Origin of the sequence: Burkholderia sp. 567 (assembly GCF_040545115.1) — a bacterium.
Lineage (GTDB): Bacteria > Pseudomonadota > Gammaproteobacteria > Burkholderiales > Burkholderiaceae > Burkholderia > Burkholderia ambifaria.
Genome location: NZ_JBEPLG010000002.1, coordinates 437,393 through 458,401, shown reverse-complemented (window position 1 = coordinate 458,401; position 21,009 = coordinate 437,393). Strand labels below are relative to the sequence as shown.

The 21,009-nt window shown below is 67.5% G+C and carries 16 protein-coding genes; 14 read left to right on the top strand and 2 right to left on the bottom strand.

All coding sequences use genetic code 11. The annotated features are described in order from the left end of the window. The first annotated feature begins 125 nt into the window (after positions 1 to 125). The 3 genes from ABIC50_RS07540 (at position 126) to ABIC50_RS07530 (ending at position 3,725) form a co-directional block, all read left to right on the top strand. A complete protein-coding gene (locus ABIC50_RS07540; RefSeq protein WP_175667987.1) occupies positions 126 to 1,463 on the top strand; it encodes a heterodisulfide reductase-related iron-sulfur binding cluster in 1,338 nt (445 codons plus the stop codon). 45 nt (positions 1,464 to 1,508) lie between these two features. After that, on the top strand, positions 1,509 to 2,090 hold the full coding sequence (locus ABIC50_RS07535) for a DUF3501 family protein (RefSeq protein WP_175667986.1): 582 nt from the start codon (positions 1,509 to 1,511) through the stop codon (positions 2,088 to 2,090). 693 nt (positions 2,091 to 2,783) lie between these two features. Beyond that, positions 2,784 to 3,725: a DUF6566 family protein gene (locus ABIC50_RS07530; protein ID WP_175702663.1), complete on the top strand. Its 942-nt coding sequence runs from the start codon at positions 2,784 to 2,786 to the stop codon at positions 3,723 to 3,725. 121 nt (positions 3,726 to 3,846) lie between these two features. On the opposite strand, the gene ABIC50_RS07525 is transcribed toward ABIC50_RS07530, so the two are convergent. Continuing rightward, on the bottom strand, positions 3,847 to 5,373 hold the full coding sequence (locus ABIC50_RS07525; RefSeq protein ID WP_011660455.1) for a mannose-1-phosphate guanylyltransferase/mannose-6-phosphate isomerase: 1,527 nt from the start codon (positions 5,371 to 5,373) through the stop codon (positions 3,847 to 3,849). A gap of 439 nt (positions 5,374 to 5,812) precedes the next feature. Here ABIC50_RS07525 and ABIC50_RS07520 point away from each other — a divergent pair, with 439 nt between their 5' ends. The 10 genes from ABIC50_RS07520 (at position 5,813) to ABIC50_RS07475 (ending at position 18,690) form a co-directional block, all read left to right on the top strand. After that, entirely contained in the window at positions 5,813 to 7,186 is a 1,374-nt protein-coding gene (locus tag ABIC50_RS07520) for an undecaprenyl-phosphate glucose phosphotransferase (protein ID WP_354162738.1), read from the top strand. Positions 7,187 to 7,252: 66 nt separating this feature from the next. Then, a complete protein-coding gene (locus ABIC50_RS07515) occupies positions 7,253 to 8,665 on the top strand; it encodes a UDP-glucose dehydrogenase family protein (protein WP_138848524.1) in 1,413 nt (470 codons plus the stop codon). Between the two features lie 40 nt (positions 8,666 to 8,705). After that, positions 8,706 to 9,149 (top strand): low molecular weight protein-tyrosine-phosphatase, encoded by a 444-nt coding sequence (locus ABIC50_RS07510; protein WP_006752506.1) that lies wholly within the window; start codon positions 8,706 to 8,708, stop codon positions 9,147 to 9,149. Then, on the top strand, positions 9,143 to 10,321 hold the full coding sequence (locus tag ABIC50_RS07505) for a polysaccharide biosynthesis/export family protein (RefSeq protein ID WP_011660458.1): 1,179 nt from the start codon (positions 9,143 to 9,145) through the stop codon (positions 10,319 to 10,321). Before ABIC50_RS07510 ends, ABIC50_RS07505 begins: the two co-directional genes overlap by 7 nt. 50 nt (positions 10,322 to 10,371) lie before the next feature. Next, on the top strand, positions 10,372 to 12,597 hold the full coding sequence (locus ABIC50_RS07500; protein ID WP_354162735.1) for a polysaccharide biosynthesis tyrosine autokinase: 2,226 nt from the start codon (positions 10,372 to 10,374) through the stop codon (positions 12,595 to 12,597). Positions 12,598 to 12,659: 62 nt separating this feature from the next. Then, positions 12,660 to 13,619: a glycosyltransferase family 2 protein gene (locus ABIC50_RS07495; RefSeq protein WP_229082457.1), complete on the top strand. Its 960-nt coding sequence runs from the start codon at positions 12,660 to 12,662 to the stop codon at positions 13,617 to 13,619. A gap of 110 nt (positions 13,620 to 13,729) precedes the next feature. Further along, complete coding sequence (locus ABIC50_RS07490; protein WP_354162732.1) at positions 13,730 to 14,866, top strand: glycosyltransferase family 4 protein; 1,137 nt, start codon at positions 13,730 to 13,732, stop codon at positions 14,864 to 14,866. A 10-nt stretch (positions 14,867 to 14,876) separates the two neighbouring features. After that, complete coding sequence (locus ABIC50_RS07485; protein ID WP_165752707.1) at positions 14,877 to 16,343, top strand: O-antigen ligase family protein; 1,467 nt, start codon at positions 14,877 to 14,879, stop codon at positions 16,341 to 16,343. Then, entirely contained in the window at positions 16,340 to 17,524 is a 1,185-nt protein-coding gene (locus ABIC50_RS07480; protein WP_354162729.1) for a glycosyltransferase family 4 protein, read from the top strand. The genes ABIC50_RS07485 and ABIC50_RS07480 overlap by 4 nt, the downstream gene beginning before the upstream one ends. After that, positions 17,524 to 18,690, top strand: coding sequence for a glycosyltransferase family 4 protein (locus ABIC50_RS07475; protein WP_011660464.1), 1,167 nt, complete (start codon positions 17,524 to 17,526; stop codon positions 18,688 to 18,690). The genes ABIC50_RS07480 and ABIC50_RS07475 overlap by 1 nt, the downstream gene beginning before the upstream one ends. 195 nt (positions 18,691 to 18,885) lie before the next feature. Here ABIC50_RS07475 and ABIC50_RS07470 read toward each other — a convergent pair whose 3' ends face one another. Further along, positions 18,886 to 20,121 carry an MFS transporter gene (locus tag ABIC50_RS07470; RefSeq protein ID WP_354162727.1) on the bottom strand — a complete coding sequence of 412 codons (1,236 nt, stop codon included), beginning with the start codon at positions 20,119 to 20,121 and terminating at the stop codon, positions 18,886 to 18,888. A 150-nt stretch (positions 20,122 to 20,271) separates the two neighbouring features. On the opposite strand from ABIC50_RS07470, the gene ABIC50_RS07465 reads away from it, so the two are divergent. Next, complete coding sequence (locus ABIC50_RS07465; protein WP_354162724.1) at positions 20,272 to 20,742, top strand: winged helix-turn-helix transcriptional regulator; 471 nt, start codon at positions 20,272 to 20,274, stop codon at positions 20,740 to 20,742. Positions 20,743 to 21,009 lie beyond the last annotated feature (267 nt).

Genomic DNA, 21,009 nt, shown 5'->3' with positions numbered 1-21,009 from the left:
GCGGCCCCCTGCAAGGCCGCACGGCCCGGTCGGAGCATGTCGCCGGCCGGCGGCCGTGCGTCGATCGCTGCCCGCACCGCGCGGGCGGCGCGTCCGCGCGCATGCGCGCCACGCTGGAGCGCCCCATGCCCCACAAGGAAGGTAGCCTCGAAGCCCCGACCCGGCATCCGCTCGACTGGCAGTCCGAAGCGTTCTACGACCAGGCCGCGATCGATGCGGAAATGACGCGCGTGTTCGACATCTGCGCCGGGTGCCGGCGCTGCGTGTCGCTGTGCGGCGCATTCCCCACGCTGTTCGATCTCGTCGACGACACGCCGACGGGCACCATCGACGAAGTGCCGAAGGCGGCGTTCGGCAAGGTCGTCGACCAGTGCTACCTGTGCGATCTCTGCTACATGACGAAATGTCCGTACGTGCCGCCGCACGCATGGAACGTCGACTTCCCGCACCTGATGCTGCGCGGCAAGGCCGCGCGCTATCAGCGCGGCGAAGCGCCGCTGCGCGACAAGGTGCTGTCGAACACCGACGCGCTCGGCCATTTCGCGGGCATTCCGATCGTCACGCAGGCGGTGAACGCGGTGAACCGCACGCCGCCCGCGCGGCACGCGCTCGAAGCGGTGCTCGGCGTCGATCGCGACGCATGGCTGCCGGAGTTTGCGCCGCGCAAGTTCCGGCGCACCGCGAAGCGCTCGGACGGCCCGCCGGTGCGCGACGGCGAGCGCACGCCCGGCAAGGTCGCGATCTACGCGACGTGCTACGTGAACTTCAACGAGCCGGGCATCGGCCACGACCTGCTCGCGATCCTCGCGCACAACGAGATCCCGTACGAGCTCGTCACGCGCGAAGCCTGCTGCGGCATGCCGCTGCTCGAGCAGGGCAATCTCGCGGGCGTCGCCGCGAAGAAGGCCGTGAACATGCCGGTGCTGGAGCGCTATGCGCGCGACGGCTACGCGCTGATCGGCGCGATCCCGAGCTGCGTGCTGATGTACAAGAGCGAACTGCCGCTGATGTTCCCCGACGACGAAGCCGTGCGCGCGGTGGCCGACGCATTCTGGGATCCGTTCGAATACGTGATCGCGCGGCATCGCGACGGTTTGCTGAAGACCGATTTCAAGCAGGGCCTCGGCACCGTGTCGTATCACGTGCCGTGCCACGCGCGCGTGCAGAACATCGGCCGCAAGACGGCCGACACGCTGTCGCTCGTGCCCGATACGCGCGTGAACGTGGTCGAGCGCTGTTCGGGGCACGCGGGCACGTTCGGCGTGAAGAAGGGCTTCCATGCGGATGCGATGCGGATCGGCGCGCCCGTATTCAAGGCGATGGCCGAGCCGAAGCCGGACTTCGTGTCGTCGGACTGCGCGCTCGCCGGCCATCACATCGTGCAGGGCATCGACGAGAAGGGCCTGCCGGCCGCGCCGCTCGCGCATCCGCTGACGCTGCTGCGCCGCGCGTACGGCATCTGAGGCGGCCGCCCGGCGAACCCATCGACTCCCATCCAAGGACATCCCATGACGCTGACCCGCGACTCGCTGCTCACGCTCGAAGCGTACGCGAAGATCCGCAAGACCGAACACGCGCGGCTCGTCGCGTACAAGCGCCGCCGCGCGGTGGCGCTCGGCAACCATCTGCGCTTGCTGTTCGAGGACGAGACCACGATCCGCTACCAGATCCAGGAGATGCTGCACATCGAGAAGATCTTCGACGAGGCGGGCATCGAAGGCGAACTGGAAGCCTATCTGCCGCTCGTGCCCGACGGCACCAACCTGAAGGCGACGCTGCAGATCGAATACGAGCACGAGGCCGAACGGCGGGCGGCGCTCGCGCGGCTGATCGGCGTCGAGGATCGCGTGTATCTGCAGGTCGACGGGCATCCCGCCGTGTACGCGATCGCCGACGAGGATCTCGATCGCGACAACGCGGAGAAGACGTCCGCCGTACATTTCGTGCGCTTCGAATTGAGCGCGCCGATGCGCGCGGCGCTCAAGGACGGCGCGACGCTGTCGATCGGCTGCGACCACCCGGCCTATACGATGCCGCCGCAACCATTGGACGCGGACGTGGCCGCGTCGCTCGCCGGCGATCTGCGCTGATCTACGGTCGCGCGCATCGTTTCGACGCTTCCACCGGCTCTATCGCGCGACCGACTGCCCTTCAGTCCGAGGATGTAACAAGCCCCTGCGCCCTTGCATGCCGGGAAACAATGTGCATTGCACGTCAGGTCGCTTTCATTACTCGCAGGTAAACAATAAAAAGATTGTGCACGGAGATAATTCGGTTCAGCGGTATTTGAACGATTTACCGATCCGTGAATATCTTGTTACGAAATTTTCCCTGATTTACCGATTTTAGGCGGCAATCTCCGCGATTGTTACGGCGCAGGGTCGGAACAGCCGGGAAGCGCCGCCGGCCGCGCGTCGGCCGCACCCCGCAGAGCCCCGCCAGACGGGGCTTCCCAGCCTCACGCATAAAGATCGCGTAAAAAAATTCAAGCGTAAATGGTTTGCGCATCCATGGCAGGTTGTTTCAGTACGTAACATTAAGTCATTGTCATATTGAGAGAAACCCTGAGGATGGTATGCTTCGTGCACAAAAATTCCCACATTGGAGTGAGACCGTGATTTGTGCGCCATTGCCGGGAATGGCGGCACCGTGAACGTGCGGTGTCGCGCCGGCATGCACAACATTCGGATAACCATAATGTGCAACCGGGCCGCCCCGTCACGCGATGCGTGACGACGGCGCCGACAATCGCAGCCCGGCCTGGCTGCGTGGAGAGATCTACTATGTTCTTCGATGAGCTTAACGATGAAGAGTGGGTTCGTCTTTCAACGCTGATCGCCGATGAACCCATCCGGCTGAACCGTCGAGGCCGCCCACGTGCAGAACCGCGCGTTGTCGCCAATGCGGTCCTGTGGATCCTGACGACCGGTGAAGCATGGTCGAAATTGCCCGGGCGCTATCCGTCCGGGCCGACGTGCCGTCGCCGCTACGAAGAGTGGCTCGCGAACGGCACGCTGCTGCAGATGATCGACGTGCTGACTCAATTCAGCGGGCGTACGTTCGCGTATGTGCCGCCGCCGCCCGTGCCCGCCGCACCCGCGTGCCGTGCCGAGCCGGTGCCCGACAACGATCGTCTGCGCGGCGTGTTCTGGCAGAACCCCGAGTCGTGGCAATTGCCGGTCGCGCAGGCAAACGTTTGGGAGGGCGAGGGCGCGACGGTGGCCGCGAGGCCGAGCACCGGCACGGACCAATCGTCCGGCGCATCGTTCGCTGTGCCCGGCGCGCAGCCTGCCGGGCTGCGCCGCGGGCGGGCGGGCGCGACGAGCTTCGCCGCGGCCGAGCCGCAAGTCGACGAGTATCGCGGCTATACGATCTATGGCAGCGCGCAGCCGGTGCAGAACCTGATGTACCGCGCGTGGGCCGAGATCATGCAGGACGACCGGCGCGTCGAGCGCTCGGGCCTGATCGGCCCGCGCTTTACCGACGCGGAAGCCGCGGAGCAGTACGCGCTCGACTGGGCGCGCCAATGGATCGATCGCCATGGTGCGAGCGACGAGCCGGTGCGCGTGCCGCAAAGCGAAGTGCTGGCCGGCCTGTCCGCGCTGGCGCGTGCGGAGTCGGACATCAAGCGCTTCATCGCCGAGCGTCGCGCGGGTGTGCTGTCCGAGGGCCGCAACGATCCGGTGCAGTCGGAGCGCCGCGAGTATGCGTATCGGGTAGGTTGATCGTCGTCCGAACGAAAACGCGCGGGTCGTCGTGTGTCACGGCGCCCGCGCATTTTTTTGTCTCCTCCATCCGCGTGATGCGGGGCGCCCCGTCGACAGGGCGCACCCGGCATCCGCTGCGTCACTGGCGTCCGTAGGTATCGTCGTAGCGGACGATGTCGTCCTCGCCGAGATACGCGCCCGACTGCACTTCGATCAGCTCGAGCGGCATCTTGCCCGGGTTCTCGAGACGGTGCGACACGCCGAGCGGGATGTACGTCGATTCGTTCTCGGACAGCAGGAAGGTTTCCTCGCCGCGCGTGATGCGCGCGGTGCCGCGCACGACGATCCAGTGTTCGGCGCGGTGGTGGTGCATCTGCAGCGACAGTCGCGCGCCCGGCTTCACGACGATGCGCTTCACCTGGAAGCGCTCGCCCATGTCGACCGAGTCGTAATGGCCCCACGGGCGGTGGACCTTGCGGTGATCGGTCGCTTCCGCGCCGCGTGCGGCCTTGATGCGCCCGACGATTTTCTTCACGTCCTGCACGCGGGACTTGTCGGCGACGAGCACGGCGTCGGGCGTTTCGACGACGACCAGATTCTGCGTGCCGACGCACGCGACGAGCCGGCTTTCCGAATGCGCGAAGGTCGACGTGGCGTCTTCGAACAGCACGTGGCCGCGGCCGACGTTCTCGGCATCGTCCTTCGGCAGGATCTGCCAGATCGCGTCCCACGAGCCGACGTCGGACCAGCCCGCGTCGAGCGGCACGACCACGCTTTCGCACAGCTGCGGCAGGTTCGCGAGCGGCTCCATCACCGCATAGTCGATCGAGTTCGACGGCGAAGCGGCGAACGCGTCGCGATCGACGCGGAAGAAGTCGCCGTCTTCCTTGCCGTTCGCGACGGCCTGCTCGCAGGCTGCGTAGATCTCGGGTTCGAGCTGGCGGATCGCGTTGAGCCACACCGATGCGCGCACGATGAAGATGCCGCTGTTCCACCAGTATTCGCCGGACGCGACGTACTGCTGCGCGAGTTCGAGATGCGGCTTCTCGACGAAGCGGTCGAGACGGCGCACGTCGAGGTCGCCGGTGCCGGCGTCGCCGAGCGGCGCGCCGACGCGGATGTAGCCGTAGCCCGTTTCGGCGCGGCCCGGCACGATGCCCATCGTCGCGATCTTGCCCTGCGCCGCGCAGTGCACGCCGGCCGCGACCGCCGCATGAAAGCGCGGCTGGTCGGCCACCGCGTGATCGGCCGGCATCACGGTCATCACGGCATCGCTGCCGCCGGCGACGATGCGCAGCGCGGCGAGCGTCAGCGCGGGCGCGGTGTCGCGGCCGAGCGGCTCGAGCATGATCGATGCACGCTTGCCGGTCAGGCGCAGTTGTTCGGCGGTCGTGAAACGGTGATCCTCGCCGCATACGATCAGCACGTCGTCGTTCAGCGGATGACCGGTCGACAGGCCGTCGAGCCTCAGCGCGGTGGATTGCAGCAGCGAATGATCGCCGAGCAGGCCGATCAGCTGCTTCGGATAGTGTTCGCGCGACATCGGCCACAGACGCGTGCCCGAACCGCCGGCGAGAATCACCGGCTGCACCGCGACGCGCGTACCGGCGTCGGTTGCGGCGGAAGAAGATGGGCGCGTATCGGCTACCACGGCCGGAGCATTCATGATGACACTCTCCTCGATTGAAGTCAGTGCCTGTTTGTAGCATGAAGTAAATCGACAATAAAACCGCGCGCCTTGCACGATATTCGTCGCGCACGTTCGTCGCGCGCATATCCGGGAAAATTTTCCGCGATGACATCCGGCGCAAAGAAAAAATAAAAAATAATTCCGCGAATCGCGCGCGCATGCCTTGCCGCAAAGGCTCGGCGAGAACCGTAAAGTTTTCAAAAAATGCCCCGATTCGGGCTCGATTCGGGAAAACCTGCCGATTTAATTCAAGAATATCGCGGCAAGAATTTCCGATTATTTTTCGAAATACTTGTGCGCTTGAGGATGAATTTTCTTACCGCTTCAATAGCGTCATGCAACGTTTGAATCGAATGTGCGGCACGGGCTGCACGAGGAGCTGTTCGGCAAACGCCTGTTCAAAGAGGAAGCGAACATGTTGAGCGTGCTGGCGAGAGTCATCGATATCGCGATGGTCGTGGTGGGGGCGTTGATCGCCGCCGCGCTGCACGGCGGCAGCATCTGGCTCAACGATCTGCAACGCACGACGGTGTTGTTCGACTGCCTGCTGGTCGTCGTGTTCTTTCCGGCGATGGGCATCTATCAGTCGTGGCGCGGCAAGCGTCTCGTCGGGCTGGTGGGGCGTGTCGCGTTCGCGTGGCTGGTGGTCGAGCTCGCGGGCATCCTGATGAGTTTCAGCTTTCACCAGTCGGGCGATCTGTCGCGGCTGTGGCTCGGTTACTGGGCGCTCGTGACGATGGCGCTGCTGGCCGGCTCGAAGGCCTGCGTGCACGTCGTGCTGCGACAACTGCGGCGCGGCGGCTACAACCTGAAGGCGGTCGCGATCGTCGGCGGTACGCCGGCCGCGCGGCGGCTGATCGCGCAGATGCGGGCGCGCCCGGAAGCGGGCTTCAACCCGGTGTGCGTCTACGACGAAAGCGAAGTGCCGGGCGAAGTCGCACTCGACGACGTGCGCATCGAGCGGCAGTTCGAATCGCTGGTGTGGCTGGTGCGCAGCCGCGCGATCAGCGAGCTGTGGCTCACGCTGCCGGTCACGGAGGAGCGGCGGATTCACCAGATCGTGACGGTGTTCCGCCACGACTTCGTGAACATCCGCTTCATTCCGGACGTGCGCACGCTGTCGTTCTTCAACCAGGAAGTGGTCGAGGTGCTCGGCGTGCCGGCGATCAACCTCGCGGCGTCGCCGATCACCGACGTGCGGATCCTGCCGAAGTTCGTGTTCGACCGGCTGTTCGCGCTGGCGGCGCTCACCGCGCTGGCGCCGCTGATGCTGCTGATCGCATGCCTGATCAAGCTGACGTCGCGCGGGCCGGTGTTCTTTCGCCAGAAACGCAAGGGCATCGACGGGCACGAGTTCGAGATCTACAAGTTTCGCTCGATGAAGGTGCATCAGGAAGTCGCGGGGCAGGTCACGCAGGCGACCAAGAACGATACGCGCGTGACGCCGGTCGGCCGCTTCCTGCGCCGCACGAGCCTCGATGAACTGCCGCAGTTCATCAACGTGCTGAAGGGCGAGATGTCGGTCGTCGGCCCGCGGCCCCATGCGCTCGCGCACGACGACATCTACAAGGATCTGGTGAAGGGCTACATGTTCCGCTACCGGATCAAGCCGGGCATCACCGGCTGGGCGCAGATCAACGGCTTTCGCGGCGAGACCGATCAGATCGAGAAGATGATGGGACGCGTGAAGCTCGATCTGTACTACATGCAGAACTGGTCGTTCTGGCTCGACATCAAGATCGTCGTGCTGACGCTCTGGAAAGGCTTCACCGGCAGCAACGCTTATTGACGCACGCCTGCTCAGGCGTTCCGGTTTTACGAATTTCGAATCATTGGTCACGAGGTCCGACACATCATGAATCTGACTATCATCGGCAGCGGTTACGTAGGACTTGTCACCGGCGCCTGTCTCGCCGACATCGGGCACGACGTGTTCTGTCTCGACGTCGATCAGGCGAAGATCGACATCCTGAACAACGGCGGCGTGCCGATCCACGAGCCGGGCCTCAAGGAAGTCATCGCGCGCAACCGCGCTGCCGGCCGCCTGCGCTTCTCGACCGACATCGAGGCCGCGGTCGCGCACGGCGACGTGCAGTTCATCGCGGTCGGCACGCCGCCCGACGAGGACGGCTCGGCCGACCTGCAGTACGTGCTCGCGGCGGCGCGCAACATCGGCCGCTACATGAAGGGCTTCAAGGTGATCGTCGACAAGTCGACGGTGCCGGTCGGCACGGCCGAGCGCGTGCGCGCGGCGGTTGCCGAGGAACTCGCGAAGCGCGGCGACGACCAGATGTTCTCGGTCGTGTCGAATCCGGAATTCCTGAAGGAAGGCGCGGCGGTCGACGATTTCACGCGGCCGGACCGCATCGTGATCGGCTGCGACGACGACGTGCCGGGCGAGCGCGCGCGCGAACTGATGAAGAAGCTCTACGCGCCGTTCAACCGCAACCACGAACGCACGCTGTACATGGACGTGCGCTCGGCCGAATTCACGAAATACGCGGCGAACGCGATGCTCGCGACCCGCATCTCGTTCATGAACGAGCTCGCGAACCTGGCCGACCGCTTCGGCGCGGACATCGAGGCCGTGCGCCGCGGGATCGGTTCCGATCCGCGCATCGGCTACCACTTCCTGTATGCGGGCTGCGGCTACGGCGGCTCGTGCTTCCCGAAGGACGTCGAGGCGCTGATCCGCACGGCCGACGAGCATGGCCAGTCGCTGCAGATCCTGAAGGCCGTGTCGTCGGTCAACGCGACGCAAAAGCGCGTGCTCGCCGACAAGATCGTCGCGCGCTTCGGCGAGGACCTGACCGGCCGCACGTTCGCGATCTGGGGCCTGGCATTCAAGCCGAATACCGACGACATGCGCGAGGCGCCGAGCCGCGAGCTGATCGCCGAGCTGCTGTCGCGCGGCGCGCGCATCGCCGCATACGATCCGGTCGCGCAGCAGGAAGCGCGCCGCGTGCTCGCGCTCGATCTCGCCGATCACCCGAGCTGGCTCGAACGCCTGAGCTTCGTCGACGACGAGGCGCAGGCCGCGCGCGATGCCGACGCGCTCGTGATCGTCACCGAATGGAAGGCGTTCAAGAGCCCGGATTTCATCGCGCTCGGCCGACAGTGGAAGTCGCCGGTGATCTTCGACGGCCGCAACCTGTATGAGCCGGAAGCGATGAGCGAGCAGGGTATCGAATATCACCCGATCGGCCGCCCGGGCTCGCGTCAGGCCGTCGCCGCCCGCGTGGCGGGCGCCGCGCGCGCGAACGCGTAACCCGCGCGTCACCGTTCCCCGTTACCTGATTCGAGACGCCATGTTCCGCAACATCCTGATCGTCTGTCACGCGAACGTCTGCCGCAGCCCGGCAGCCGAAATGCTGTTCAAGTCGCACACCGCGTCGCGCGGCGGCCCGCGCGTGACGTTCCATTCCGCGGGGGTGCGCGCGAACGACGGCGACGGCATCGATCCGGTGATGCGGCAACTGCTCGCCGAGCGCGGCGTCGATGCGACGACGCACCGGTCGCGTCGGCTGTCGCGCCGGCTCGTGCGCGACGCCGACCTGATTCTCGTCAGCGAGCGCGGACAGATCGCGGCCGTCGAATCGGTCGATCCGTTCGCGCGCGGCAAGGTTCACCTGCTTGGCAAGTGGGAGGACGCCGAGATCGCGGATCCGCATGGCGGCCCCGAGGCCGACTATCGCGAGAGCTACTCATTGATCGAACGTCTGGTTCAAGGATGGCTGCAAAAACTATGCTGAAACGTCCCATGCGCCCGCTGGCGCTCGCCGTCGCGATGACGACATTCCTGTCGGCCTGCGCGACCGCGCCCGGCAACTATCTCGATTCGTCGAACCTGAAGGACGAAGGCCGCCAGGGCCAGGCCGAAACCTATCCGGTTCATTACATCGACGCGAAGCTGGTGATGGATCAGCTGCAGAAGCAGCAGGTCGAGCACCCGCTGCCGCCGGGCCGTTACACCGATCCGTCGCAGTACGTCTACCGCGTCGGCCCGCAGGACATCCTCGGCGTCACGGTGTGGGATCACCCCGAACTGACGACGCCGCAGGGCCAGTCGTTCTCGAGCGGCGGCAACACGACGCAGTCGGTCGCGGGCGCGCTCCAGCAGCCGTATACGACCGCGCTGCCGGGTCAGGCCGATCCGTACGGCCAGACCGTGTCCGCCGACGGCTCGATCTTCTTCCCGTTCGTCGGTCGCATTCACGTGGCGGGCAAGACCGTCGCGCAGATCCGCGAGCAGATGTCGTCCACGCTCGCGCGCTACGTGAAGAATCCGCAGCTCGACGTGCGCGTGCTGTCGTTCCGCAGCCAGAAGATACAGGTGACGGGCGAGGTGAAGCAGCCGGGCCCGCTCGCGGTGAGCGACGTGCCGCTGACGCTGGTCGACGCGATCTCGCGCTCGGGCGGCTCGACCAACGAGGCCGACCTGCAGCGCGTGCGCCTGACGCGCGACGGCAAGCTCTACACGCTCGACGCGAACGGCGTGCTCGATCGCGGCGAAGTGAAGCAGAACGTGATGCTCCAGCCGGGCGACATCGTCAACGTGCCGGACCGCAGCGACAGCCGCGTGTTCATCATGGGCGAGGTCAAGACGCCGGTCACGGTGCCGATGCTCAAGGGCAGGCTGACCATCGCCGATGCGCTCACCGCCGGCGGCGGCATCCTCGACACCGATGCGAACCCGCGCAAGATCTACGTGATGCGCGGGATGCGTGACAACCCGACGAAGCCGGAAGTGTATCGCCTCGACATGACGCAGCCGGATGCGCTGATGCTGTCGAGCCGCTTCCCGCTCCAGCCGCTCGATGTCGTCTACGTCAGCACGGCCGGCTCGGTGCAGTTCAACCGTGTGCTGCAGCAGGTGTTGCCGACGATCCAGACGATCTTCTACATGCGGCAGATCACGCGCTGATAGCCCGCCGGGGCGGCACCTGCCCCCCGGCACCACTCAAGCGGGAACGAATGGTGAACACGCAAGCAAAACACACCTACGCGGGTCCGGCCGCGAAAACCGAGGAAGAGGACGTCGTCCTCGGCCAGTTGCTCCAGGTGATCATGGACGACATCTGGCTGCTGCTCGGCATCGCGGTGACCGTCATCGCGCTCGCCGGCCTCTACTGCTACGTCGCGAAGCCGGTCTATCAGGCCGACGTGCACGTGCGCGTCGAGGGCAACGACAATACGTCGCAGGCGCTCACGCAGACGCAGACGGGTGCATCGATCAACAGCGGCCCGCAGCAGGCGCCGACCGATGCGGAAATCGAGATCATCAAGAGCCGCGGCGTCGTCGCGCCGGTCGTCGAGGAGTTCAAGCTGAACTTCTCGGTCGTGCCGAAGACGATGCCGCTGATCGGCAGCCTGGCCGCGCGCATCGCGACGCCGGGCGAGCCGTCGCGCGCGTGGTTCGGCCTGCGGTCGTACGCGTGGGGCGGCGAAGTCGCCGATATCGACTCGATCAACGTCGTGCCCGAGCTCGAAGGCAAGAAGATGACGCTGACGGCCGGCCCGGACGGCACCTACACGGTGGTCGACCAGAACGGCCGCCGCCTGCTGTCGGGCCGCGTCGGCGAATCGGAGCAGGGCGGCGGCGTCACGCTGCTCGTGCAGAAGCTCGTCGCGCGTCCGGGCACGCAGTTCACGGTGGTCCGCTACAACGATCTCGACGCGATCACCGGCTTCCAGTCGGGCATCCAGGTGAGCGAGCAGGGCAAGCAGACGGGCGTCGTGCAGATCTCGCTCGAAGGCAAGAATCCGGACCAGACGGCCGCGATCGCGAACGCGCTCGCGAAGTCGTACCTGAACCAGCACGTGATCGCGAAGCAGGCCGAAGCGACCAAGATGCTCGACTTCCTGAAGGGCGAGGAACCGCGCCTGAAGGCCGACCTCGAGCGTGCGGAAGCCGCGCTGACGCAGTATCAGCGCACGTCAGGCTCGATCAACGCGAGCGACGAGGCGAAGGTCTACCTGCAGGGCAGCGTGCAGTACGAGCAGCAGATCGCCGCTCAGCGCCTGCAGCTCGCGTCGCTCGCGCAGCGCTTCACCGACTCGCACCCGATGGTGATCGCCGCGAAGCAGCAGCTCGCGGAGCTGCAGGGCGAGAAGGACAAGTTCAGCAACCGCTTCCGCAGCCTGCCGGCGACCGAAGTGAAGGCCGTCCAGCTCCAGCGCGACGCGAAGGTCGCCGAGGACATCTACGTGCTGCTGCTGAACCGCGTGCAGGAACTGTCGGTGCAGAAGGCCGGCACGGGCGGCAACATCCACCTGATCGACTCGGCGTTGCGCCCGGGCGCCCCGATCAAGCCGAAGAAGGTGCTGATCCTGTCGGCCGCGGTGTTCCTGGGCCTGATCCTCGGCACCGGCGTCGTGTTCCTGCGCCGCAACCTGTTCCAGGGCATCGAGGATCCGGACCGCGTCGAGCGCACGTTCAACCTGCCGCTGTACGGGCTGGTGCCGCAAAGCGCCGAGCAGGTGAAGCTCGACGCGATGGCCGAGAAGGGCGGCGGCCGTGCGCGGCCGATCCTCGCGAGCCTGCGCCCGAAGGACCTGAGCGTCGAAAGCATGCGCAGCCTGCGCACCGCGATGCAGTTCGCGATGATGGACGCGAAGAACCGCGTGATCGTGCTGACCGGCCCGACGCCGGGGATCGGCAAGAGCTTCCTGACGGTCAACCTCGCGGTGCTGCTCGCGCATTCGGGCAAGCGCGTGCTGCTGATCGACGCCGACATGCGCCGCGGGATGCTCGACCGCTACTTCGGCCTCACCGCGCAGCCCGGCCTGTCCGAGCTGCTGAGCGATCAGTCGGCGCTCGAGGACGCGATCCGCGAGACGCCGGTGCAGGGCCTGTCGTTCATCTCGGCCGGCACGCGCCCGCCGAACCCGTCGGAGCTGCTGATGTCGACGCGTTTGCCGCAATACCTCGAAGGGCTCGGCAAGCGCTACGACATCGTGCTGATCGACTCGCCGCCGGTGCTGGCGGTGACCGACGCGACCATCATCGGCCGCATGGCCGGCGCGACCTTCCTCGTGCTGCGCTCGGGCATGCACACCGAAGGCGAGATCGCCGACGCGATCAAGCGCCTGCGCACCGCGGGCGTCGATCTGGAAGGCGGGATCTTCAACGGCGTGCCGCCGAAGGCGCGCGGCTACGGCCGCGGCTATGCGGCCGTCCACGAATACCTGAGCGCCTGACCGCATTGCACGAAACCGGGCCGGCGCGCATCGCTCCGGCCCGGCCGAATGGAGAACCCTCGATGAAAATTTCCGTGCTCGTTCCGACCTTTCGGCGTCCCGCCGACCTCGCGCGCTGCCTGCTGGCGCTGCAGCGCCAGCAGCGGCTGCCCGACGAGGTGATCGTCGTCGCGCGCCCGGAGGACGATGCCACGCACGAGCGCCTCGCCGATCCGTCGGTCGGCGGCGCGCTGCCGCTGCGGATCGTGCCGGTCGACGTGCCGGGGCAGGTCGCCGCGCTGAACAAGGGGCTCGACTCGGCGAACGGCGACATCGTCGCGATCACCGACGACGATGCGGCGCCGCGCGCCGACTGGCTCGCGCGCATCGAAGCCGTGTTCCTGGCCGATCCGCGCGTCGGTGCGGTCGGCGGCCGCGACTGGGTGCACGAGAAAGGCCGCGTGCTCGACGAGTCGCGCGAACTCGTCGGCCAGCTCACGCTGTCCGGCAAGATCATCGGCAACCATCACCTGGGCGTCGGCGGCGCGCGCGAAGTCGACATGCTGAAGGGCGCGAACATGAGCTACCGCCGCGCCGCGATCGAGCGGCTGCGCTTCGACACGCGGCTGCGCGGCGCCGGTGCGCAGGTGCACAACGACATGGCATTCAGCATGCAGGTTCAGCGCGAAGGCTGGAAGCTCGTCTACGACCCGGCGATCGCGGTCGATCATTTTCCGGCCGAGCGTTTCGACGACGACCGGCGCGATGCCGCGTCGCTGAATGCGATCAGCAACGGCGCGTACAACCTGCACCTGATCCTGCGCGAGCATCTGCCGCCGCTGCGGCGCGAGCTCGCGTGGTGGTGGTGGACGCTGGTCGGCACGCGCGTCTATCCGGGTTTCGCGCACGTGCTGCTGTCGCTGCATACCGCACAGCGCGAGCGCGTGCGCGAGCACTGGCGCGCGGTGCGCCGCGGCGCACGCGATGCGCGCCGCGCCAACCTTGCCCCCCATCGCGCGGCAATGCCGCCGGTGACGTCTTGAACGAGCCGCGCACGACGCATGGCCACCCCCGGAGGGCTTGATATGGTACGACCCGCTCATTTCCCTGAAGCCTGCCTGTCGGGGCATCCCACGGCACGGCGGAGGCTGACATGACTGCAACGAAGGTTCACGTCCACCTGTTTTACGGCGCCGATCCGCGTACCTACCGCAAAGGCGAGGACATCGGCTGCCTGTACGGCTATCACCACGCCGAATCCGACGAATTCCGCTTGACCTATTCGCAGGACCGGCGCGAGAACCGCGTCGCGAGCCTCGCGCGCCGTGCGCTGAAGGCGGCGCTCGGCTTCGACGTCGTGCACGCGTGGCGCAATCGCGCCGCGCTGCTGGACACCGACGTGATCTGGACGCACACCGAGCAGGAGCATCTCGCCGCGGCGCTGGTCCTGAAGTTCGCCGGCGCGCGGGGCAAGCGCCCGCTGCTGCTCGCGCAGAGCGTGTGGCTGTTCGACAAGTGGAACACGTTCGGCGGCGCGCGCCGCTGGCTGTATCGCAAGCTGCTCGCGCGTGCCGACGCGCTGACGACACTCGCGCGCGACAACGCCGAGCTGTGCCGCCGCTATCTCGGGCGCGACGCGGAGTTCGTGTACTACGGGCTGAACACGCAGGATTTCCCGCCGGTCGAGCCGCAGCAGTGGCAGCCGAACCGGCCGCTGCGGATCGCCGCGATCGGCAACGATCGCGACCGCGACTGGCGCACTTTCCTCGCCGCGTTCGGCGGCGACGAGCGCTACGACGTGCGGCTCGCGACGCGCCGCCGCGTGCCGCGCGAGTGGCATGCGCCGAACGTGAAGATCGGCTCGGCATCGGGCCTCGCGAAGCAGCACGAGCTGTACGCATGGGCCGACGTGATCGTCGTGCCGCTGCGGCCGAACTTCCACGCGTCGGGCATCACCGTGATGCTCGAGGCGGCGGCGGTCGGCAAGCCGATGATCGTGTCCGACGTGGGCGGGCTCAGCGACTACTTCCCGCACGACACGGCGGCCTACGTGCCGGCGTTCGATGCGCAGGCGATGCGCCAGGCCGCCGACCGCTTCGTGGCCGATCCGCTCGCCGCGCTCGACTGCGCGCGCGCCGCGGCCGCTTGTTTGCGCGAGCGCGACCTGACCACGCAGGCGTTCGCCGAACAGCACGTGCGGATCACGCGCGACATGCTGCGCCGGCGTCGCACGCCGGCGGCCGCCGGCCTCGCGATGCCGCTCGCGGATTCGCGTCCGTCGTCGCGGTGAGAGCGGATCGATGAGCACGATTGCCGCCGAACGCGAACCGTCGCGCAAGCGCAGCTGGCTGCCCGAGCGCAAGCACTGGGTCGGGCAGGCCGCGCTGTGGACGTTTACCGCCGCGCTGATCGCCATTCACCAGGGCAAGGTGCTGACGCTCGCGTTTCCGGTGCTGGCCATCGCGGTCGGCATCTGGCTGTATTTCAAGAGCCCCGCGCGCTACGTCGGCTTCATGTGGTGGGTGTGGTTCCTGAGCCCCGAGGTGCGGCGTCTCGCCGACTGGTCGAAGGGCGCGTTCACGCCGACCAGCCTGATCCAGGTCGCGCCGCTCGCGGTGACGATGATCGCCGCGTTCGGACTGATCAGGCATTACCGCGTGCTCGCGCAGCGGCGCGGGATTCCCGTGCTGCTGATGCTGTTCGGGCTCGCGTACGCGTATCTGGTCGGCATCGTGTCGAGCGGCGTGATGGCCGCGACCTACGACCTCGCGAACTGGGTGTATCCGGTGCTGATCGGCTTTCACATCATGGTGAACTCGCGCGACTATCCCGAGTACCGCGACGTGCTGCTGTCCACGTTCATGTGGGGCGCGGCCGTGATGGGCGTGTACGGGGTCGTGCAGTACTTCGTGATGCCGCAGTGGGACGTGCTGTGGATGATCGGGTCGAACATGGGCTCGCAGGGCGAGCCGGTGCCGTACGGCGTCCGGGTATTCAGCACGATGAACTCGTCGGGGCCGTTCGCGTTCGCGATCATGGGCGCGCTGGTGTTCGTGTTCGCGGCGCCGCAGAAGGTGCGCTGGTTCGCGGGCGCCGCCGGCTTCGTGTCGTTCGCGTTGTGTCTCGTGCGCTCGACCTGGGGCGGCTGGGTGATCGCGCTCGCGATCCAGCTCCTGCAGTCGAGCAACCGCGTGCGGATGCGGATCCTGATCAGCGGCGTCGTGCTGGTCGGGCTGTGCGTGCCGCTCCTGACCGTCGGCCCCGTGGCCGACCGGCTCGGCGCACGTCTGCAGTCGATCACGAACCTGAAGGACGACCGCAGCTACGACGACCGCAACAAGTTCTACGCGACCTTCGCGCAGACGGCGTTCACCGACGTCGCCGGCGAAGGGATGGGCGCGACCGGCGCGTCGACCAAGCTGTCGAGCGACAGCGGCGAGCTCGGCAAGTACGGCAGCTTCGACAGCGGCGTGATGAACGTGCCGTTCGTGCTCGGCTGGCCCGGCACGCTGCTGTACCTGGCGGGCGTCGTGATGCTGCTCGGCCGCACGCTGCGCGCGGCGTTCAAGCTGCGCAAGGACAAGTTCGTCGGCGCATGCCTGAGCCTGTGCCTGTCGGTGTTCGCGATGCTCGTGTTCACGAACTCGCTGATCGGCACGGGCGGCCTGCTGCTGTTCACGGCCATTTTTTCAATACTATCCGCGGCGCACTGGCAGAAGGCGCAGCGCCTGCTGGCCGCCGCGCAATCACGGGGAGGCGACCATTGAGAATCGCGATCGTCACGCACGTCGTGCGACATAACGACGGCCAGGGCCGCGTCAATTACGAAATCGCGCGCGCGGCGCTGGCGGAAAACTACGAGGTCACACTGGTCGCGTCGCATGTCGCGCCCGAGCTGCTGGCCGACCCGCGCGTGCGCTGGGTGCCGGTGAAGGTCGGTCGGTTCTGGCCGTCGAATCTCGTCAAGCAGCAGGTGTTCGCGCTGAAGAGCGCGTGGTGGCTGCGCGCGCATCGCGCCGAGTACGACGTGCTGCACGTGAACGGCTTCATCTCGTGGATCCGCGCCGACGTGAATACCGCGCACTTCGTGCACGGCGGCTGGTTCAAGAGCCCGTACTACCCGTTCGGGCTGACGAAGGGCATGTGGTCGGCCTACCAGTACGTCTATACGCGCGTGAACACCGCGCTGGAGCGCTGGGCATACCGGCGTTCGCGCGCGATCACGGCCGTGTCGCAGAAGGTGGCCGACGAGATCGCCGGGCTCGGCATCGACAGCCGCAAGATCAGCGTGATCTACAACGGCGTCGACGGCAGCGCATTCGCGGGTGCGCAGCCCGATCGCGCGGCGTTCAAGCTGCCGGACGACGCGTTCCTGCTGCTGTTCGTCGGCGACCTGCGCACGCCGCGCAAGAACCTCGGCACCGTGCTGAAGGCGCTGACGAAGCTGCCGGCCAACGTTCATCTCGCGGTGGCCGGCTATCTGCCCGGCAGCCCGTATCCGGACGAGGCGCGCGCGCTCGGCATCGATTCGCGCGTGCACTTCCTCGGTCTCGTGAAGAACATGCCGACGCTGATGAGCTCGGTCGACGCGTACGTATTTCCGTCGCGCTACGAGGCGATGAGCCTGTCGCTGCTGGAGGCGATGGCGGCCGGGCTGCCGGTCGTCACCGCACGCACGGCGGGCGGCGCGGAAATCATCACGCGCGAGTGCGGGATCGTGCTCGAGGACCCGGACGATCCGGCGGCGCTCGCGCAGGCGATCGGTTTGCTCGCCGCGTCGCGCGACACCTGCCGCGCGATGGGCGACGCGGCCCGCGAATTGATGACCCGTTTCGGCTGGGCCCATATGGGCGCCCAGTACGTCGCGCTCTACCGGCGCATCGGCCAACCCACGCAGCCGTCCGCCTTCGAGCGGGTCGAGCATGCGGTGACGCAGGAGCAATCGTGATGTCCCAATCTTCCCGGCCGATCAAATCGTTGCAGATCGGCATGCACTGGTTCCCCGAACGTGCGGGCGGCCTCGACCGGATGTACTACTCGCTCGTCGGCGCGCTGCCCGGGGCGGGCGTCGAGGTGCGCGGGCTCGTCGCCGGCTCGCCGAAGGTCGCCGACGACACGGGCGGTGCGATCCAGGGCTTCGGGCCCGCGTCGCAGCCGCTCGCGCGCCGGATGCTCGCCGCGCGCCGCGCGTTGCGCGACGAGATTCGCACCGAGCGGCCGGACGTGATTTCGTCGCACTTCGCGCTGTACACGTTCCCGGGCCTCGACGTGACGCGCGGGATTCCGCAGGTATCGCACTTCCAGGGGCCATGGGCCGACGAAAGCCAGGTCGAGGGCGCCGCGTCGCTCGGGCAGCGCGCGAAGCGCTATCTCGAACAGGCCGTCTACACGCGCTCGTCGCGGCTGATCGTGCTGTCGCAGGCATTCGGCCAGATCCTGACGAACCGCTACGGGATCGAACCGTCGCGCGTGCGCGTGATTCCCGGCTGCGTCGATACCGCGCAGTTCGACACGCCGCTCACGCCCAGCGAGGCGCGGCACAAGCTGCAACTGCCGCAGGACCGGCCGATCGTGCTGGCTGTGCGCCGGCTCGTGCGGCGCATGGGGCTGGAGGATCTGATCGACGCGATCGGCGTCGTCAAGCAACGGCACCCGGACGTGCTGCTGCTGATCGCCGGCAAGGGCAAGATCGGCGAGGAATTGCAGCAGCGCATCGATGCGGCGGGGCTGCAGGACAACGTGAAGCTGCTCGGCTTCGTGCCCGACAACCATCTCGCGGCGCTGTACCGCGCGGCAACGGTCAGCGTCGTGCCGACGGTCGCGCTCGAGGGCTTCGGGCTGATCACCGTCGAATCGCTCGCGTCCGGCACGCCCGTGCTGGTCACACCGGTCGGCGGGTTGCCCGAGGCGGTCGCCGGGCTGTCCGACGATCTCGTGCTGCCGTCGACCGGCGCGGATGCGATCGCGGAAGGGCTCGGCGCGGCGCTGTCGGGCGCGATCAAGCTGCCGGACGAAGCCGCGTGCAAGCGCTATGCACGTGAGCACTTCGATAACGCGGTGATCGCGCGGCGGGTCGCGGGCGTGTACGAGGAGGCGATTCGGGCGGCGGGGTAAGCGAACGCGGTGCGTCGCCGGCGGATTTAGAGCGGCGCACGCGCAAGCGGCCAGTTTGCGAGCCGGTCGCGCAAGCCGCACACCCAAGCCGGACAACAAGCCGGACAACAAGCCGGGTCGCCCAATTCGGGCGAGCCGGCTTTTTGTCGTTCGCTGCCTAACTCGCCGTGATGAGCACGCCGTTTTCGACAGGCGTCATGCCCGCCTGCGCGTCACGGCCCAAACGGCGAACGCGACGACGCTGACCGCCGCGCCGAGCCCGCAGACGCCGATCCATCCGGCGTGCGCATACATCATCGTCGACGCAATCGCGCCGAGCCCGCTGCCGACCGAATAGAACAGCATGTAGCAGCCGACGAGGCGCGCATGCGCGTCGGGCCGCGCGCCGAGGATCATGCTCTGGTTCACGACGTGGACGGCCTGCCCGCCGACATCGAGCAGCACGATGCCCACGACCAGCAGCGCGATCGACGTGCCGCCGAACGCGAGCGGTAGCCACGACAGCGCGAGCAGCGCCAGCGCGACGCCGGTCGCCGCTTCGCCGAGCCCGCGGTCCGCGAGCCGGCCCGCGCGCGCGGCGGCCGCCGCCCCCAGTGCGCCGACGAGCCCGAACGCGCCGATCTGCGTATGCGACATCGCATGCGGCGGCGCGCTCAACGGCAGGACGAGCGCGCTCCAGAAGATGCTGAACGCCGCGAACATCAGCAGCGCGATCGCCCCGCGCACGCGCAGCACGCGCTCGGTGCGCAGCAGCGTGACCATCGACACGAGCAGCGCCGCGTAGCCGATGCGTTCGCGCGGCGCATCGGCATCGGGCAACAGCCGCGCCAGCGCGACGAGCATCGCGATCGCGAGCGCGCCCGACACCAGATAAACCGCACGCCAGCCGGCGATATCCGTGACGACACCCGCGAGCGAGCGCGCGGCCAGCAGGCCGATCACGACGCCGCCCTGTGCCGCGCCCACCACGCGGCCGCGCTCGCCGGCACCCGCAAGCGCGGCCGAGCAGGCGATCAGCCCTTGCGTCATCGCGGTGCCGAGCAGCCCGACCGCGACCATGCCCGCGAGCAACGCGATGCGCGTCGACGATGCGGCCACGCCGATGCACGCCGCCGTCAGCAGCAGGAGCTGAACGGTGATCAGGCGCTTGCGGTTCAGCAGGTCGCCGAGCGGCACGACGAACAGCAGCGCGAGCGCGCAGCCGAGCTGCGTCGCGGTGATCACGCCGCCGACCGCCGCCTGCGAGACGCCGAAGTCGCGGGCGATCGAGTCGAGCAGCGGTTGCGCGTAGTACACGTTCGCGACGCTCGCGGCGCAGCAGACGGCCAGCAGCGCGACGCGCGCCGTGGACACGCGTGTGTCATCGGCCGGGCGAGCGGCACGCGATGCCGCATTCGACGCGACGGTTCCTGAACGACAAGACGATTCCATCGGTTGCCTCACGCAAGTAGTTGCAATTTGAAACTATTGTGAGTGTAGGAAAAGTAGTTTTAAAATGCAACTTCATGAGGCGGCGGGCGACGGGCCCGCGCACGAATGGCCGGCGCCGGGAAGGCAGCCGGCACGACAGCGGAGAGCAATATGGCCAGGCAGAGAAGTCATGCGGATTCGCCGTGCCCGGTGGCGCGGGCGACCGATATCGTCGGCGATCGCTGGGCGTTGCTGATCGTGCGCGACGCGTTCGACGGCGTGCGCCGGTTCGGCGATTTCCGCGCGAGCCTCGGCGTCGCGAGCAATATCCTGTCCGACCGGCTCAGGATGCTGGTTGAGGCGGGCGTGTTCGACGTCGTGCCCGCGTCGGACGGCAGCGCGTATCAGGAGTACGTGTTGACGAAGAAGGGTGAGGGGCTGTTTCCTGTGATCGTGATGCTGCGGCAGTGGGGCGAGGCGAATCTGTTCGCGCGCGGCGAGCCGCATTCGGTGCTGGTCGAGCGCAAGACGGGCCGCGCGATCCGCAAGCTCGCGCTGCGGCACGACGACGGCCGGCCGCTGAAGGCGTCGGAGACGGTCGTGCGGAAGGTGGGGGAAGACGAGGGCGCGACGCGGGGGTGAAGGCCGGCCGTACCGTTCAATCGACGGACGCCGCTGCCTCACGCGCAGCCAATGCACCGCGATGCGCATTCGGCCTGATCAGCGTCGCGAGCAACCCCACTGCGACGAGTAGCATCGACCGCCGCGAGCAGCAGCGTCAGCGGCGTCAATGCGTCGACGAAATGCAGCGATCCGTAGCCGAACGCGGGCGGCGATTCGTGCGGCCGCGATCATCGGCATCGTCGGCGAGCCGCGCACAGCGCGGGAACGCATCGCGCTCGAATACCG

What these genes read in the sequence shown, in the direction of transcription:
- ABIC50_RS07515 (WP_138848524.1), top strand. Translation starts at nt 7,253, where the DNA reads ATGAATCTGACTATCATCGGCAGCGGTTACGTAGGACTTGTCACCGGC.
- ABIC50_RS07470 (WP_354162727.1), bottom strand. Translation starts at nt 20,121, where the DNA reads ATGGAATCGTCTTGTCGTTCAGGAACCGTCGCGTCGAATGCGGCATCG.
- ABIC50_RS07485 (WP_165752707.1), top strand. Translation starts at nt 14,877, where the DNA reads ATGAGCACGATTGCCGCCGAACGCGAACCGTCGCGCAAGCGCAGCTGG.
- ABIC50_RS07525 (WP_011660455.1), bottom strand. Translation starts at nt 5,373, where the DNA reads ATGAATGCTCCGGCCGTGGTAGCCGATACGCGCCCATCTTCTTCCGCC.
- ABIC50_RS07495 (WP_229082457.1), top strand. Translation starts at nt 12,660, where the DNA reads ATGAAAATTTCCGTGCTCGTTCCGACCTTTCGGCGTCCCGCCGACCTC.
- ABIC50_RS07490 (WP_354162732.1), top strand. Translation starts at nt 13,730, where the DNA reads ATGACTGCAACGAAGGTTCACGTCCACCTGTTTTACGGCGCCGATCCG.
- ABIC50_RS07510 (WP_006752506.1), top strand. Translation starts at nt 8,706, where the DNA reads ATGTTCCGCAACATCCTGATCGTCTGTCACGCGAACGTCTGCCGCAGC.
- ABIC50_RS07540 (WP_175667987.1), top strand. Translation starts at nt 126, where the DNA reads ATGCCCCACAAGGAAGGTAGCCTCGAAGCCCCGACCCGGCATCCGCTC.
- ABIC50_RS07505 (WP_011660458.1), top strand. Translation starts at nt 9,143, where the DNA reads ATGCTGAAACGTCCCATGCGCCCGCTGGCGCTCGCCGTCGCGATGACG.
- ABIC50_RS07465 (WP_354162724.1), top strand. Translation starts at nt 20,272, where the DNA reads ATGGCCAGGCAGAGAAGTCATGCGGATTCGCCGTGCCCGGTGGCGCGG.
- ABIC50_RS07530 (WP_175702663.1), top strand. Translation starts at nt 2,784, where the DNA reads ATGTTCTTCGATGAGCTTAACGATGAAGAGTGGGTTCGTCTTTCAACG.
- ABIC50_RS07475 (WP_011660464.1), top strand. Translation starts at nt 17,524, where the DNA reads ATGTCCCAATCTTCCCGGCCGATCAAATCGTTGCAGATCGGCATGCAC.
- ABIC50_RS07520 (WP_354162738.1), top strand. Translation starts at nt 5,813, where the DNA reads ATGTTGAGCGTGCTGGCGAGAGTCATCGATATCGCGATGGTCGTGGTG.
- ABIC50_RS07535 (WP_175667986.1), top strand. Translation starts at nt 1,509, where the DNA reads ATGACGCTGACCCGCGACTCGCTGCTCACGCTCGAAGCGTACGCGAAG.
- ABIC50_RS07500 (WP_354162735.1), top strand. Translation starts at nt 10,372, where the DNA reads ATGGTGAACACGCAAGCAAAACACACCTACGCGGGTCCGGCCGCGAAA.